This is a genomic window from Runella limosa DSM 17973, from assembly GCF_000482465.1.
Lineage (GTDB): Bacteria > Bacteroidota > Bacteroidia > Cytophagales > Spirosomataceae > Runella > Runella limosa.
On the sequence record NZ_KI519420.1, the window covers coordinates 256617 to 272409 of the forward strand.

Below are 15793 nucleotides of genomic sequence, written 5' to 3' on the forward strand. Positions count from 1 at the left end.
TATGCTAAATACGCTCATAAAATTTTCGCTAAACAATCGGATGATTGTATTAGCGTTTGCGGGGATATTGTTGGTAGCAGGAACCTATACGGCGGTTCGACTGCCCATTGATGTATTGCCCGATCTGAACCGTGCCCGCGTGACGATATTCTTAGAATCCAACGGTTTAGCGCCCGAAGAAATTGAAACCCAAGTGGTACTGCCCGTCGAAACAGCCCTCAATGGTGCGCCAGGCGTAGAGTCGGTGCGAAGTAGTTCGGCGATTGGCTTGGGGATGGTCTATGTGGAGTTTGACTGGGATACCGAAATCTACCGTGCGCGGCAGTTGGTGGCCGAAAAGCTCCAAACCGTGACTTTACCCAACGGAATAAAGCCCATTATGGGGCCTATTTCGTCGGTAATGGGGCAGTTTATGTACGTCGGAATGAGCGCAGACAGTACTTCGCCTGCCGAACTTCGAACCCTTGCTGACTTTACCGTTCGGCGTCGATTGCTGACCATCAAAGGAGTGGCACAAGTGATTCCGATTGGAGGCGACCGTTTGCAGTACCAAGTGCAGGTGTCGAGTACTAAGCTCAAACAATTTGGCGTAGGGCTCGACGAATTGGAAAAGGCATTGTCGCTTTCATCGCGCAATACCACGGGAAATTTTTACTACGAATACGGTTCGGAAGTCTTGATCCGAAACGTAGGGCGGGCGGAATCGCTGGGCGATTTGGCCAATACGGTCGTAACCAGCCGACATGGCCAACCTGTGTTACTCAAACAAGTAGCCGACGTAAAGTTTGGAGCGGCCTTTAAGCGAGGCGACGGGAGCATCAACGGAAAGCCTGCGGTGATTATGGCAGTAGAAAAACAACCAGGCGCCAATACCGTGGCTTTGACCGATGAGGTAGAAAAGGCTTGCCAAGAACTTCGGCCTGCGTTGCCGCGTGATGTGTCGTTGAACCCGAAAATTTTTCAGCAAAAATCATTCATCGAAAACTCCATCCACAACGTCACCGAGGCATTGCGGGATGGGTTTATATTGGTGGTGGTGATTTTATTCCTGTTTTTGATGAATCTTCGTACCACGGTTATTACGCTGACGGCCATTCCGCTGTCGTTGGTGATGACGGCCATTATTTTTCAATTGTTTGATATTTCCATCAATACCCTGACGTTGGGCGGGCTGGCCATTGCCATCGGTGAGTTGGTCGATGACGCCATTGTCGATGTTGAGAATGTCTTTCGGCGTTTAAAAGAAAACCAAGCCGCAGGTAATCCAAAATCAACGCTTCGGGTAGTATATGAGGCCAGTTCTGAAGTGCGCAATTCGATTGTCTATGCCACTATCATTGTCGTTCTCGTATTTGTGCCGTTGTTTTTTATGGAAGGCGTCGAAGGACGGATTTTTGCGCCGTTGGGTTTGGCTTACATCACTTCGATTATTGCTTCATTGCTGGTGTCGCTTACCGTTACGCCTGTGTTGTGTAGTGTACTTAGCCCCCTACCAAGCCCCCAAACCCCCAAAGGGGGCTTAAATAATAAAGCCCCCTTTGGGGGTTTGGGGGCCGACACTCCTCTCGTCCGCTGGCTCAAAAAACAAGACAATAAACTGTTGAGTTGGTCGCTCCAACGTCCTAAGGCTATTATTGGGGCGGCTGTTTTGCTGATTGTGGTTTCGGTTGGTACGCTTCCTTTTTTAGGAACGGAGTTTTTGCCACCTTTCAACGAAGGGTCGTTTACCATCAACCTTATTGCTCCTCCTGGAACTTCGTTGGAGGAATCGAATCGGTTGGGGACATTGGCCGAAAAACTCATGTTGGAAGTCCCCGAAGTAGAATATGCCAGTCGTCGCACGGGGCGAGCCGAACTCGACGAGCACGTTGAACCTGTCAGCCGCTCTGAAATTGAAGTAGAATTAAAATCTGATAACAACCGAAGTCGGGATGAAATTATCGCTGATATCCGCGAAAAACTGTCGGTGATGAAAGGCGTGACAATTGCAGTAGGACAGCCTATTTCGCACCGAATAGAGCACCTGCTTTCGGGAGTGCAGGCGCAAATAGCGCTTAAACTCTACGGAAACGATTTAGCCGAACTTCGTACCACCGCAGGACAAATCAAAAATTTGATGCAGGGGATTGAGGGAGTAGTGGACTTGAGTATCGAGCGTCAAGTGATGGTGCCTCAGTTGCAGATTCGTGTTAAACGCGATGCTCTCCAACGTTTTGGATTGCAGGCTGGAAAAGTGGTGGAAGAACTTGAGGTGTTTTACAACGGAAAAGTAACGGGACAAATGTATGACGGACAGAAAACGTTTGATATTCTCATTCGTGCCAACGAACACGAACGTTCTAACCTCGAAGCTATTCGCAGCACTCAAATCAGTACTCCAGACGGTACACTGGTGCCTTTGGAACAGATTGCGGACATTGAGCAAACCGTAACCGTGAACCAGGTCATGCACGAAAATACCCAGCGGCGCATGGTGATTTCGGCCAACGTGCAAGAGCGAGATTTGGGAAGTACCGTCGAAGAAATCAAACAAAAAGTCGGCAAGTTGCAACTGCCCCAAGGTACGTATGTGGTGTATTCGGGGCTGATTGAGAGTCAAGAGTCGGCTACGCAGCTCATAGGTTTGTTAAGCCTTCTTTCAATTGTAAGTATTTTCTTGGTGCTTTTCACCCATTTCAAATCAAGCCGCATTGTGTTGCAAATCATGCTCAATGTCCCGTTGGCGCTCGTGGGGAGTGTCGTGGCGGTGTTGCTTTCGGGGGGGGTATTTTCGGTAGCAACGTTGGTAGGTTTTATTACGCTGACAGGAATCGCAAGCCGCAACGGTATCATGATGATTTCGCATTACATCCACCTTGTCGAACATGAAGGAGAAACCTTTGGTAAAGAGATGATTATCCGTGGTTCGCTCGAACGCCTCGTGCCAGTACTGATGACGGCTCTAGTAGCTGCTTTGGCGCTTATCCCACTTACGCTTGATCCTCAAGCGGCGGGGAAAGAAATTCTTTACCCCGTGGCAACGGTCATTTTGGGAGGATTGATTTCCAGTACGTTACTCGATATGGTCGTCACGCCCGTTGTGTTTTATGTTTTTGGAGAAAAAGCCTTAGACGCCTATTTTAAAGAGAAAAATAAAGTCAAGGAGCTTTGATTTATGAAACACCAACATGGTTTATAGGAATTGATATTTTATATCTTTGCAACTTTTTAAATTTTTACTTAGGTAGCTACTACCTAATAAACACCAATTTTGAATTAAGATGAAGTTAATGTTGAAATGGAAAATCGCCTTCAAGATTTTGCCTATTGTAGTTTTTATTGTGATTTTAAAGTACCTAACTCACCGACTTGATGTTGATTTTATGGAGCTTAATGCCCTGTTTACCAGCTTGGTAGCGGGTACTATTTTTTTGATTGGTTTTCTAATTAGCGGTGTACTTTCTGATTATAAAGAAAGTGAGAAAATACCCAGCGAATTGGCTGCTTCGATGCGTACTTTACTCGACGATACCCTCACAATTTATAAAGGAAAGAACTCTCAGGCAGCCTTGGCATTTGTTGAGTTTCAGAAAAACCTTCCAATGATGCTCATTCAATGGGTGTACAAAAAAGAAAGCACCAAAGCGATGTTGGCTAAAATCAGCTCCATGAATGACTTCTTTGTGGAAATGGAAAACGAAGGCATTCAGGCCAATTACATCATTAAAATGAAAAATGAGCAGAACCAATTACGTAAAATCCTACTAAGAATTGATACCATTCGAGATACAGATTTTATCGGCTCGGCCTATGCCATTGTGGAAGCGATGGCATTTTTAACTGCTTTAGGGCTTATCATTATCAAAATAAACCCGTTTGTTGTGTCGGTATTTCTAACCTCGTTGGTCACATTTTTGGTAACCTATATGCTCTTCCTAATCAAAGACTTAGACAATCCTTTCGATTATTCCGAAAAAGGAGAAACGGGCACCGAAATATCGTTAAAACCGATTCATGATTTTGTATCGGATGTTAATGAATTAAACTACGATGAAAGCTATAAAGTGATGTTGGGTTAATTGAGGTTCAAACCCAACATCAAGCCATACCAAGGTTTATTTTGGTATTGCCAAATCGTCCGATTTTTATCCAACAAATGGTCAGTACCGATACTTAGCCCAATTGTAAGTTTATTGATAGCAAAAATACCCGAAATACCCTTCTGCAAAACGATACCGTCATAATCATACGCAAGTCCATTGGCAGTAGAAGCGTTCATAGCGGTGTTTCCCACACCTAAAAATACCCCCCCGCTAAACCCAATGTGGTTTACCTGTCTTTGAAAGTCAAAAACTGGATTTTCGACGTATTTGATATGGTAAATGTCTTTTCGGTACCCCAAATACAGATTCCCGTTCAAATTGCTATTCATTTGTGTGGGTAAATCGGTGGTTTTGGGGCGAATTTTAAAGACAGATGTCATCACGTCAATATCCAACGAATATTTTATAAGTTGTTGGTTATTAATGAGTTTTGTTGTAGATAATGGAGGAAGAGGGTTTGATATTTTGGTATGTGGCTGATACAACACAATGCTATCGTTTGTGTTTCGGATATAGGCATCAAAACGCTGCCCATTCACTTTTATCTTATACATCCCATCTGCCAGTTCGTATTTGGAGTGATTTTGTAAAGTGGCACAACCACTCAGTCCAATGAGTATTGCCCCTAAAACCAATCGAAGCATATTTAAATAATCTTTTTTCGTTTGAGCCAAAAGCAGATAACTGTATTGCTTTGTTCCTAAAATTATGTCATCCCGACGGGACTAAATTTTGCCTAAATCGTAGTTTCGTATTATTTCAAGGAGAAAAACAAGGCGAAGTAGTTTTAGGCATGTTCTAAAATAAACGCAGGGTCGATAGCTAATTTTTGATAAAGTCGTTTAGCTAAATCCATGTTGACTTTACGCTTGCCCGTCATCACTTCTGAGAGTCGGGTAGGCGTGATGTCAAGTAGTGCTGCTAGGTCTTTTTGTTTCAATTTTAACTGAAACATTTTTAAACTCAGCATGTCAGAAAGCGTTTGGGGTGTCGGGATTTGCAAAGGCATGATTGGGATAGCGTCTTCGTAAGCTTCTGCTTGTAAAGATAAATTTCGGAGACGTTCTGTTTCTTCGGGAGAAAGGCTTGTAAAACCTCCATTATGAGTAGCTTTCTGTAAAAACGTCTCAATTTCAGCCATTACTTGCTTATACTCAGCTTCAGTTTTTAGTAGGGGAGTCATTGTTTAAATAGTGGTTGAGTCAATTTTGTCGTATTCTGCGTGAGTTCCTATAAAACGAATAAATGATGACCAATTGCGTTTTTGCTTTGTGTTATAAAAATACAAAAATCAAAATTAAATAAACAAAATCAAAATTCTCCTTTTTGTCAAAACGTCCCCACACCCCGACTTCAATGTTTATCTGTCCCCCCCCCCTCAGAAACTTGTTTTATAGAACGTTTACAAGAGAATATTGGGGAAAAGTAGAAAAAACCAGAGAAACCGCTAATTATTTGCGAGAGATAAACTTTTTCTCGTAGATACTGGTTAGATTTACGAAATATTCATCCACTTCATGCTTTTTCATCAACGCATACGACAAACTATTGCTCAGGGCTTCTTGGTGTTATTCACCTTGATGCTTCTCAATGGTATTGTGTTTCGTCATGCGCACAAGCTGTCGAGTGGAAAGGTGATTACCCACGCTCACCCTTACAAAGCTTCCAATCCTAATTCGCCTTTTCAGCCCAACGACCACACCAAAAACGAATTGTTTTTGTTGGATTCGTTGACCAACGCCACCTACGCCGCACTTACGCTATCGGTGGCATTGGCAGTCTTGAAGCGATTGGTTACCAATTATTCTCCTCGTACCTCATTTTACTTATTAGCAGCCTATCGAACTCCTTTTTTTGGAGATTTCTCCCTTCGAGGGCCGCCAACTTCTCAAAGCTAATCTTCGTTTGATGGTGGTGCGGTAGAGGTGTGTCTGTAAACGACGGTCATGCGCCTTTTTGTGTCATTATTCAGTAGCATAAACAGATGCTCCTAGCCGCCTTGTATTGGTTTAAGCACCTACACTACTCATACGAAGATAGTTCCTCCTTGATTTCTTATGCGCATTTCGCACGTCTCTACGTGGCGTTGGTGCGTATCCATTCATCTATTTTTTACGCTTGCATCGCCGAATAAGTGGCTTATTTCTGTTGGACAGAAATGCAACTTCGGTCGGTGGAGCATTGATACCTAACGGCATTCTCACAATGAAGCATTTTTTCTTATTACTAGCGTTGTTGCTAGTCTCAACCATTATTTTCGCCCAAACAGGAAGTATTCGAGGAACGGTAACTGTCAAAGGTAAACCCCTAGAATTTGGAACGGCAGCCTTGAAAAATACTCAATACGGTACTACTACCGACGAAAAAGGGGTATTTGAAATCAAAAACGTCAAGTACGGTTCGTATCAGTTGGTGATTTCAGCGATAGGTTACCGTACCATTACCAAAGCAGTAACCATTTCAGAAGCTAAGTTTTTCCAAGAACTGACCTTGCAAACAGACGAACTAGAAAATTCCCTTACCGAAGTGGTGGTAACAGGAACGATGAAAGAAGTCTCGAAATTAGACAGTCCCGTTCCAGTCGAAATTTATACGCCCGTATTTTTTAAGCGAAATCCTGTCCCCAATTTGTTTGAATCCCTGCAAAATATCAACGGGATTCGTCCGCAGCTAAATTGTAATGTTTGTAATACAGGCGACATCCACATCAACGGCTTGGAAGGCCCTTACACCATGATTATGATTGACGGAATGCCTATTGTATCGGGACTTTCGACGGTGTATGGCTTGAGCGGGATTCCAAGTGCCTTAATCGAACGCGTAGAAGTAGTAAAAGGCCCTGCCTCCACCTTGTATGGGTCGGAAGCAGTGGGAGGTTTGATCAATGTCATTACCAAAAAACCGTCGTCAGCTCCCTTGGTATCTGCCGATGTAATGGGGACGTCGTGGGCTGAGTTCAATACCGACTTGGGGTTGAAATATAAACTAGGCGAAAAAATCCAGTCGTTGTTTGGGCTCAACTATTTTAACTTTCAACGCCCTACCGATAAAAACGGCGACGGTTTTACCGATATTACCCTACAAAACCGAATTTCCCTTTTCAACAAGTTTAGCATCGACCGCAAAGACAACCGTGTTTTTACGCTCGGCGGACGGTATGTGTATGAAGACCGTTGGGGAGGACAAACCCAGTGGACGCCCAAATACCGTGGTAGCAACGAAATTTATGCCGAAAGTATCAATACCAAACGTTGGGAGGTAATTGGGGCGTATCAATTGCCTTTGAAAGAAAAGATAACCTTTCAGTTTTCGGCCAATGGACACTTGCAAGACTCGTACTACGGAACAACCCCGTACCAAGCACAGCAATACATTGGTTTTGGACAGTTTACGTGGGATAAAAAACTCAAAGAGCGCCACGATTTGTTGGTTGGAACGGCTTTGCGCTACACCTTTTACGACGATAATACCCCTGCTACCTATGCCGATAGTGAAAATGCACCCTCGAAAGTATTGCTACCAGGGTTGTTTGTTCAAGATGAAATCACGCTTACGGCCAATCATAAGTTGTTGTTAGGAGCACGTTATGATTATAACTCTATCCACGGAAGCATCTTTACACCTCGTTTTAATTACAAATGGACTTCCACCGATAAGAAAAATGTACTTCGTGCAAGTGTCGGTAACGGCTATCGGGTGGCCAATGTATTCACCGAAGACCACGCTGCTTTGACGGGAGCTCGTAAAGTAGAGTTTACCGAAGAATTGAAACCTGAACGCTCTTGGAACGGGAACGTGAATTACGTACGGAAGTTTTTCTTAGGCAACGGTGGATACGTAGGGTTAGACGCGACGGCGTTTTATACGTTTTTCAACAACCGAATTATCCCTGATTATTTAACTGACCCCAACAAAATCATTTACAGTAACCTGAGCGGAAACGCCGTTTCGCGTGGATTATCATTGAATATTGATCTTTCACTTGCCAATGGCCTCAAAATTATGACTGGTGGGACACTCATGGATGTATTCCAACGAGAAGACAACGGTAGTGGGACATTGGTGAAACAAACCCAACTTTTGACCGAAAAATTTACGGGCGTATGGTCTGTCTCATATACCTTCCCGCAAATTGGTCTTTCGGTTGATTACACAGGAAACTTGTACGGCCCGATGAAATTGCCTGTGTTGGGGCCACTTGACCCGCGTCCAGAATATTCGCCTTGGTGGAGTCTCCAAAATATTCAATTGGGTAAGAAGTTTAACAACGGGTTGGAAATTTATGGAGGAGTAAAAAATCTCCTCAATTTTACCCCAACGCCTGATGCCATTGCGCGGGCGTTTGATCCGTTTGATAAACAAGTAACGTTTGATGCAACGGGGCAAGTAGTGCCGACTCCCAATAACCCGTACGCGCTTACGTTTGACCCGTCGTATGTCTATGCGCCCAACCAAGGGATTCGCTTTTTTGCAGGCGTTAGATACAATTTATTCAAATGAAAAAGCGCATTACGATTGCATTGATGGGTTTGTTTGGGCTTTTGGGGGTAGAAATCCAAGCCCAAACAAACCTTTGGACATCGTTTGAAGACTTAACGGACAGCCTCCGCAAAGAACGCCGACCCGTGTTGGTGTTTATTCATACCGATTGGTGTACGTATTGTAAAATGATGGAGTTACGCACGTTTTCAGATGCTACTGTTGCAAGTAAACTCCAAGAAAAATTTTATTGTGTTCGGCTGAATGCCGAGGAAACTCAGTCGATTACGTTTCTACAACGTACGTACAAATTTAAACCGACTGGAGTCAAAACGGGAGTACACGAGTTGGCACAAGTACTAGGTACTGAAAAGGGGAAATTGAGCTATCCAACGACTGTTTTTTTTGACCAAAATCTTCAGTTGCAAGCGCGAATGGTAGGAGCGCTGGAGGCAAAGCGACTTGATAAAGCGCTTGACCTTCTTACGGAGAATGCAATGGAGATTGGGAACAAATGAAAAGCGAAAAGTTTCAGTACGGCACAGTAAAGTTGTATCACAAAGATTCTTTAGGTTTGTGACCCCCTAAATAATACATCTTGTGAAAACCCTCATTTTAAATTCCCCAGGTCAATTTCAACAGTCTGACACAGACGTTGATTCCCAACTTCAAGACAGCGAAGTTCTTTTAAAAATTCATCGCATTGGCATTTGTGGAACCGACTACCATGCTTTCCGTGGGAAGCAACCGTTTTTTTCGTACCCTCGTATCCTTGGCCACGAGCTCGGAGCGGAGGTAGTGGCGATAGGTACAGGTGTTGACAACGTGACGGTAGGCGATAAAGTATCGGTAGAGCCATACATCAATTGCGGCAAATGCCAAGCTTGCCGCAATGGTAAAACCAACTGCTGTGAAAAACTTCAGGTATTGGGGGTACACTCCGACGGAGGAATGCGTGAATACCTGAAAGTCCCCGCCAATAAAGTATATGCGTCAAAAAGCCTAAGTTATGAGCAACTAGCGTTGGTTGAAACGTTGGGTATTGGCTCGCACGCGGTCAATCGAGCACAAGTACAGGCGAATGATTTGGTGTTGGTAATTGGAGCGGGGCCAATTGGTCTGTCCGTGATTCAATTTGCCAAACTCAAAGGTGCCAAAGTAGCCGTGATGGATATGAACGAAGGGCGTTTGGCTTTTTGCAAACAACAACTCAAGGTGGACGAAACCATACTATTGAAAGATACTGACCCAGTTGAGGCTATTCGTGGCGTGTTGGATGGCGATTTGCCAACTGCAGTTTTTGACGCCACAGGAAATCCAGCGTCGATGATGCAAGCCTTCAAATACGTAGCTCACGGCGGTCGATTGACTTTCGTGGGACTTTTTCAGGGTGAAGTGACTTTCAATGACCCTGAGTTTCACCGAAAAGAAGTTACCCTCTTAGCCAGCCGCAATGCGCTTCCTGAGGACTTTCACAGTATCATTGCCGCCATGGAAGATGGCACTCTCGATACGCACCCATGGGTTTCTCATCGCGTGTCGTTTGATTCCCTCATCGACTCATTTGAGACCCTTCTTCTGCCTGAAAGCCGAGTCATCAAAGCAGTAATTGAATTGTAAGTGAAGCTGGTTGTGAGCAATCCGTGAGTGCGGTTGCTCACAACCGCACCCCCTATCCAACCTTCACCGAAGTCATTGAAATAGAGCCTAAAACAGTTTTGTCGTTGAAGAAGCTGGTAGGCTCTTTTTCTTCTTTTAAGCCCAAAATATATAACAAGGGTAAGTAGTGATCAGGGGATGGAACCGACAACAAAGCGGCTTTACCCAATTTCTCGTAATTAATCAGCGGAGCATGGTCATTTTCGACGATTAACTTTTTGAATTTGGTATTCATTTCAATCGCCCAATCGTAACCACGTTCGGTGTATTGCCAGTTGAGAATCCCAAGGTTATGAACCATGTTTCCACTTCCAATAATTAGCACCCCTTTTTTGCGCAAAGCCGCTAATTCTTTCGCCAGTTCATAATGATAACGCGGTGGTTGGGTATAGTCAATACTCAGCTGCAATACTGGAATGTTGGCTTTAGGGTACATGTGACGCACTACGGTCCACGTTCCGTGGTCGAGTCCCCATTCATGGTCAAGTCCGACTTGGGCTTTTTTGACGAAAGAGGCTGCTTCCTTGGCCAAAGTAGGACTTCCTGGGGCAGGGTACTGAACCTCAAAAAGTGCGCGTGGAAAGCCCCCAAAATCGTGAATGGTACGCGGGGCGTTCATGGCCGTTATTTTGGTGCCGCGCGTGTACCAGTGCGCCGATACGACCAAAACGGCCGTTGGGACGGGTATTTCTTTTCCTAAACGTTTCCAGCCGTCGCTAAATTCATTTTCTTCAATACCATTCATTGGCGAACCGTGACCAACGAAGAGCATCGGCATAAGCGCGTCTTTGGTGGCCAACTGTTCGTTCCATTTATACAAATCTTTTAATGAGTCCATGGTTATTGCTCCTCCAATAATGCTTTTGATAAATTCGTTTCTCTTCATGAGTTTATTTCATAAAATGCTGCTAAACAAGATGTTTGTTGTCGTAGAGCGTAGTATGATGTAAATATATGTATATACATACAATTTTTTCAAAAAGTTCTGCTTTAATTTTTCTAGGGTATTAAATTATCTTAATTGTCAGGCCGACAATTAAATAGTTATATTCGCAAACATATTTCACTATTCTAATATCTAATTAACCTATGCCAAGTTTTAATATAAAAGTAAACAAAACCCATACCTACGATGCCATTGTGATTGGGTCAGGAATTAGTGGCGGATGGGCTGCTAAAGAACTGTGTGAGAAAGGGTTGCAGACGCTTGTCTTGGAAAGAGGACGGATGGTACGTCACGTGGAAGACTACCCTACGATGAATAAAGACCACTGGGATTTTGAACACCGTGGTAAGCTGACCGATGAAGATAAAAAGAAATACCATATTCAGGTTCGGAGTGGCTTTATTGATGAATCTAACAAGCATTTTTATAACAACGACCTCGATAGCCCTTACACCGAAGTAAAACGCTTTGACTGGATTCGTGGAAATCAGGTAGGAGGGCGTTCGTTGCTTTGGGGGAAGCAGTGCTACCGTTGGAGCGACCTTGATTTTGAGGCCAATGTAAAACAAAGCATTGGTGTAGATTGGCCTCTTCGCTATAAAGACCTTGAAAGTTGGTACACCTACGTTGAAAAATACGTGGGCATTAGCGGAGAAAAATTAGGGCTATCACACTTACCCGACGGGCATTTTTTGCCTCCCATGGAGCTAAATTGCCTCGAAAAACACGTCAAAGGAAGCATTGAAAAAACGTACAAAGGCCGCCATTTGACGATTGGACGCGTAGCGCACTTGACCGAGCCTATCAACGGGCGTGGCCAATGCCAAAACCGTAACCGTTGCTCAAGAGGGTGTCCTTTTGGAGCGTATTTTAGTAGCAATGCCGTGACACTCCCTGCCGCCGATGCTACAGGCAAGTTAACCTTGCGTCCCAATTCGCAAGTTGCTTCTATTATTTATGATGAGAAATTGGGAAAAGCGAAAGGCGTAAAAGTGATTGACTCCGAAACCAAAGAAGAAATAGAGTTTTACGCGCGCATTATTTTCCTAAATGCTTCTACCCTTGGAACTACGCAAATTTTGCTAAACTCTACGTCAAGTCGCTTCCCCAACGGCCTCGGAAATGACAGTGGCGAATTGGGACATAACCTAATGGACCACCACTATCGAGTGGGGGCAATGGGTAGTTATGATGGGTTTGAAGACCAATACTACAAAGGCCGCCGCCCCAATGGGATTTTTATTCCACGCTACCGCAACCTCGACGAAGCTTCCAAAATGAAAGATTTTATTCGAGGCTATGATTACCAAGGCGCGGGAGGCCGTGGTAATTGGGGCGGTGGAATCAGCGGCGGCGGGGTAGGTGCCGAGTTTAAAGATGGCTTGTTTGCGCCAAGTAGTTGGGGGATGTCGTTGGTAGGTTTTGGAGAATGTTTACCCTACCACGAAAACAAAGTAACCCTCAACCATGACGCAAAAGACAAATGGGGCTTGCCAACGTTGAGCATCGACGCTGAGTTTAAGGCAAACGAAATGGCGATGCGTAAGCAGATGAAAGAAGATGCCGTAGAAATGCTTGAAAATGCAGGTTTGAAAAATGTAACCCCGTTTGACTATTCGGGTGGAATTGGCGTAGGCGTTCACGAAATGGGGACGGCGCGGATGGGCCGCGACCCAAAAACGTCGGTGGTCAATGCGAATAGCCAACTTCATGCGGTTCCAAATGTTTTTGTGACCGATGGTGCTTGCATGACTTCTTCGAGCTGTGTCAACCCATCAATTACGTACATGGCGCTTACGGCGCGTGCCGCCGATTTTGCCGTCAAAGAATTAAATCGTAAAAATCTCTAACTCCCAATCGCATGAACCGCAGAGATATTATAAAATCATCAGCCCTGTTTTTGGGCTATGCTGTTTCCACGGCTACGTTGAGTGAGGTGTTTATGGCCTGCTCCCAAGAGGCAAAACTAGACTGGAAACCCACTTTTTTGACCAATAATCAAGCGGCAAGTATTGCCGAAATTGCAGAAACAATTCTCCCGAAAACCAAAACGCTAGGAGCCAAAGAGCTAGGGGTTCCGCAGTTTATTGACAAAATGTTGAAAGATTTGCTTTCGGAAGAAGAACAAAAGGATTTTGTGGGTGGTTTAGAAAAATTGGAAGAAGATTGTGAAAAAGCCTACGGGAAGTCGTTTGTGGAATGTACGCCTGAACAACGAAAAGAGTTTTTGACCAAACTAGATGCGGAAGCGGAGAAGTTACCGTCATCGGTATGGGGTATTCGTTTGGCACCACCTTCGCCCACGCCGTTTTTTAGAAGAGTGAAAGAATTAACCCTTCTTGGGTATTTTACCTCTCAAAAAATCGGGAAAGAAGTGCTTGGCTATGATCCAATTCCAGGGAAATATATCGCGTGTATGCCGCTTACCCCTGGCATGAATGCGTGGAATGAATGAGGTCAGACGACAGTCAGACCGTAGCTATTTGGTAGTGCAGTCTGACTATCGTCTGACTGCGAGTAACCCAAAAACAAAATTGACAATGAATTACAGAAAATTAGGAAAAACTGGATTTGAGATTTCGGAAATCAGCTTAGGAACGTGGCAGGTAGGCGGAAAATGGGGGGATGATTTTAGCCACGAAAATGCGGAGAAAATTCTCCATGCGGCCGTCGATTCGGGCATCAATTTTATTGATACGGCCGATGTATATGGTGCGGGTGAAAGTGAAAAAGCCGTGGGTAAATTTGTAAAAAGCCGCTCCGAACGTATTTATGTTGCCACCAAATGCGGCCGCCAACTGAGCCCGCACGTAAGTGAAGCCTACCAGCCTGCGGTATTGCGCAAGTTTGTGGAAGATAGTCTCCAAAATATGGGGTTAGAAACACTAGATTTGATTCAACTCCATTGTCCGCCCACGGAGGTGTATTATCGTCCCGAAATTTTTGAGTTGTTTGACCGTCTCAAAGAAGAAGGAAAAATCTTGAACTTGGGGATCAGCGTTGAAAAAGTAGAAGAGGCACTCAAAGGCATTGAGTACGACAACGTGACTACGGTTCAAATTATCTTCAATATGTTTCGCCAGCGTCCGTCGGAATTGTTTTTTGAGCAAGCCCAAAAGAAAAACATCGGGGTCATTGTGCGTGTGCCTTTGGCCAGTGGGTTATTGACGGGTAAATTTTCGAAGTTGTCGAGCTTCACGGCAGGAGACCACCGCTTTTTTAACCGCAACGGAGAACACTTTGACAAAGGGGAAACGTTTTCGGGTATTGATTATGAAACAGGATTAGCTGCGGTAGAAGAACTCAAAGCGGTATTCCCTTCGCACGAAAACCTTGCTCCTGTGGCTTTGCGCTGGATTTTGGGGTATTCGGCAGTGAGCACTATTATCCCAGGAGCTTCTAATCCTACGCAAGCAACTGCCAATTTGGAAGCGCTCACGATTCCTGATTTGACCCAAGCACAATTGCAATCAGTGAATGAAATTTACGCTAAATACATAAAACCACAGGTGCATCATTTGTGGTAAAAGCCAAATTTCGTTTGATATCCTCCCCACTTACCAACTAAGTGGGGATTTTTTTGCTCAAAAATTCCCCAAATTCCCCATATCTCCCTAGTGAAGTTCTAAAACTACCGTGGCATAAGTATTTTACAACTAAGGTCAGATTAACAGCAATGACAATAACACGGAGTTGAGCAATGAGGCTCTTTTGAGCATTGAAAACTCAAAAGCTCCTTTTTCACTAACCAAGTTTTTTTGTCAGCCATGAATACAACAAAAAAAACGGTTAAAAGTCTCTTGTTTGTATCGGTGAGTTTTTCATTGATCATAGGGCTTTCCGACTGTACGTCCACATCCTTTCTATCAAGAACTAAGGGAAAAACGGTTTCACCTGCCAAACATGGGCAAAGTAAATCGAAAGATCCTGCCAATTACGCGATAAGCGCTTCAGTAGTGGGTGGTTTGCCGGGTACTCGTATTGAACAATACATGGAACAGCAAACCATCCAGCTACGCCAACAGCTAGGAAGTATCGCCCAAATTGAACGCTTGGGAGAAGGCATTAAAATCACGTTTCAATCCGCTATTTTATATCCTGAAGGCTCGTATGTGTTATGGAACGACCCACAACCGTTTGTAAAAAAACTTGCGCAGGTATTACAAGATTTCAAAGACACTGAAATATTGGTAGCAGGACACACTGATTCTCAAGGAAGTTTGAAAGTAAACCAAGCGCTTTCTGAGAAACGGGCGGAAGCTTTAGCCGATTTTTTGCAAGCACATGGAGTTCCCCAATTGCGAATCGTAACAGAGGGCTTTGGAGAAACGACGCCTAAAGTGTCAAACAAAACGCTGGATGGGCGTCGCCAAAATCAGCGAGTTGAAGTAGTTGTTGTGGCTAACCAACGATTGAAAGAGGAGGTTCGGAAAGCCGTAGAATCAGGTAGTGTCGTTCAGAACTAATGAGCTGAATGTACTCAAAGTTTTTAATGGCTATAGCCAAAAATCAGAAAATAGCCTGAACCAAACTATTATTTGGTTCACAAATGACAAAGCGTCTCCGACGCAAAGAGTAAATAGTCAAGGAAAAAAGAGTAATTGTTTTTTCATAAGGTAAAGGGTTT

At 44.2% G+C, this 15793-nt stretch carries 13 protein-coding genes; 10 read left to right on the top strand and 3 right to left on the bottom strand.

Annotation, left to right across the window (positions count from 1 at the left end):
- The first annotated feature begins 1 nt into the window (after position 1).
- Together K339_RS0111040 and K339_RS0111045 are read left to right on the top strand one after the other, a co-directional pair.
- On the top strand, positions 2-3151 hold the full coding sequence (locus K339_RS0111040) for an efflux RND transporter permease subunit (protein ID WP_028523625.1): 3150 nt from the start codon (positions 2-4) through the stop codon (positions 3149-3151).
- A gap of 109 nt (positions 3152-3260) precedes the next feature.
- The gene (locus tag K339_RS0111045; RefSeq protein WP_157607558.1) at positions 3261-4058 is read left to right on the top strand and encodes a bestrophin-like domain; all 798 of its coding nucleotides are present in this window, start codon (positions 3261-3263) and stop codon (positions 4056-4058) included.
- Here the strand turns inward: K339_RS0111045 and K339_RS0111050 are convergent.
- Together K339_RS0111050 and K339_RS0111055 are read right to left on the bottom strand one after the other, a co-directional pair.
- Complete coding sequence (locus tag K339_RS0111050) at positions 4055-4726, bottom strand: hypothetical protein (protein ID WP_028523627.1); 672 nt, start codon at positions 4724-4726, stop codon at positions 4055-4057. The genes K339_RS0111045 and K339_RS0111050 overlap by 4 nt on opposite strands.
- Before the next feature lie 143 nt (positions 4727-4869).
- Entirely contained in the window at positions 4870-5265 is a 396-nt protein-coding gene (locus K339_RS0111055) for a helix-turn-helix domain-containing protein (protein ID WP_028523628.1), read from the bottom strand.
- 334 nt (positions 5266-5599) lie between these two features.
- On the opposite strand from K339_RS0111055, the gene K339_RS35910 reads away from it, so the two are divergent.
- The 4 genes from K339_RS35910 (at position 5600) to K339_RS0111075 (ending at position 10181) form a co-directional block, all read left to right on the top strand.
- Positions 5600-5980 carry a DUF8478 family putative metalloprotein gene (locus tag K339_RS35910; protein WP_051397948.1) on the top strand — a complete coding sequence of 127 codons (381 nt, stop codon included), beginning with the start codon at positions 5600-5602 and terminating at the stop codon, positions 5978-5980.
- Positions 5981-6287: 307 nt separating this feature from the next.
- Positions 6288-8582 carry a TonB-dependent receptor gene (locus tag K339_RS0111065; RefSeq protein WP_028523629.1) on the top strand — a complete coding sequence of 765 codons (2295 nt, stop codon included), beginning with the start codon at positions 6288-6290 and terminating at the stop codon, positions 8580-8582.
- Complete coding sequence (locus K339_RS33405) at positions 8579-9079, top strand: thioredoxin family protein (RefSeq protein WP_051397949.1); 501 nt, start codon at positions 8579-8581, stop codon at positions 9077-9079. Before K339_RS0111065 ends, K339_RS33405 begins: the two co-directional genes overlap by 4 nt.
- Positions 9080-9161: 82 nt before the next feature.
- Positions 9162-10181 carry a zinc-binding alcohol dehydrogenase family protein gene (locus K339_RS0111075; RefSeq protein WP_028523630.1) on the top strand — a complete coding sequence of 340 codons (1020 nt, stop codon included), beginning with the start codon at positions 9162-9164 and terminating at the stop codon, positions 10179-10181.
- Between the two features lie 52 nt (positions 10182-10233).
- Here the strand turns inward: K339_RS0111075 and ygiD are convergent, their stop codons facing one another.
- Entirely contained in the window at positions 10234-11058 is an 825-nt protein-coding gene (ygiD, locus tag K339_RS0111080; protein WP_028523631.1) for a 4,5-DOPA-extradiol-dioxygenase, read from the bottom strand.
- A 251-nt stretch (positions 11059-11309) separates the two neighbouring features.
- Here ygiD and K339_RS0111085 point away from each other — a divergent pair, with 251 nt between their 5' ends.
- The 4 genes from K339_RS0111085 (at position 11310) to K339_RS33410 (ending at position 15632) form a co-directional block, all read left to right on the top strand.
- A complete protein-coding gene (locus K339_RS0111085; protein WP_028523632.1) occupies positions 11310-13016 on the top strand; it encodes a GMC oxidoreductase in 1707 nt (568 codons plus the stop codon).
- Positions 13017-13027: 11 nt separating this feature from the next.
- Positions 13028-13621 carry a gluconate 2-dehydrogenase subunit 3 family protein gene (locus K339_RS0111090; RefSeq protein ID WP_028523633.1) on the top strand — a complete coding sequence of 198 codons (594 nt, stop codon included), beginning with the start codon at positions 13028-13030 and terminating at the stop codon, positions 13619-13621.
- A gap of 85 nt (positions 13622-13706) precedes the next feature.
- Entirely contained in the window at positions 13707-14693 is a 987-nt protein-coding gene (locus K339_RS0111095) for an aldo/keto reductase (protein WP_028523634.1), read from the top strand.
- A gap of 240 nt (positions 14694-14933) precedes the next feature.
- Positions 14934-15632, top strand: coding sequence for an OmpA family protein (locus K339_RS33410; RefSeq protein WP_051397950.1), 699 nt, complete (start codon positions 14934-14936; stop codon positions 15630-15632).
- Positions 15633-15793: the final 161 nt, after the last annotated feature.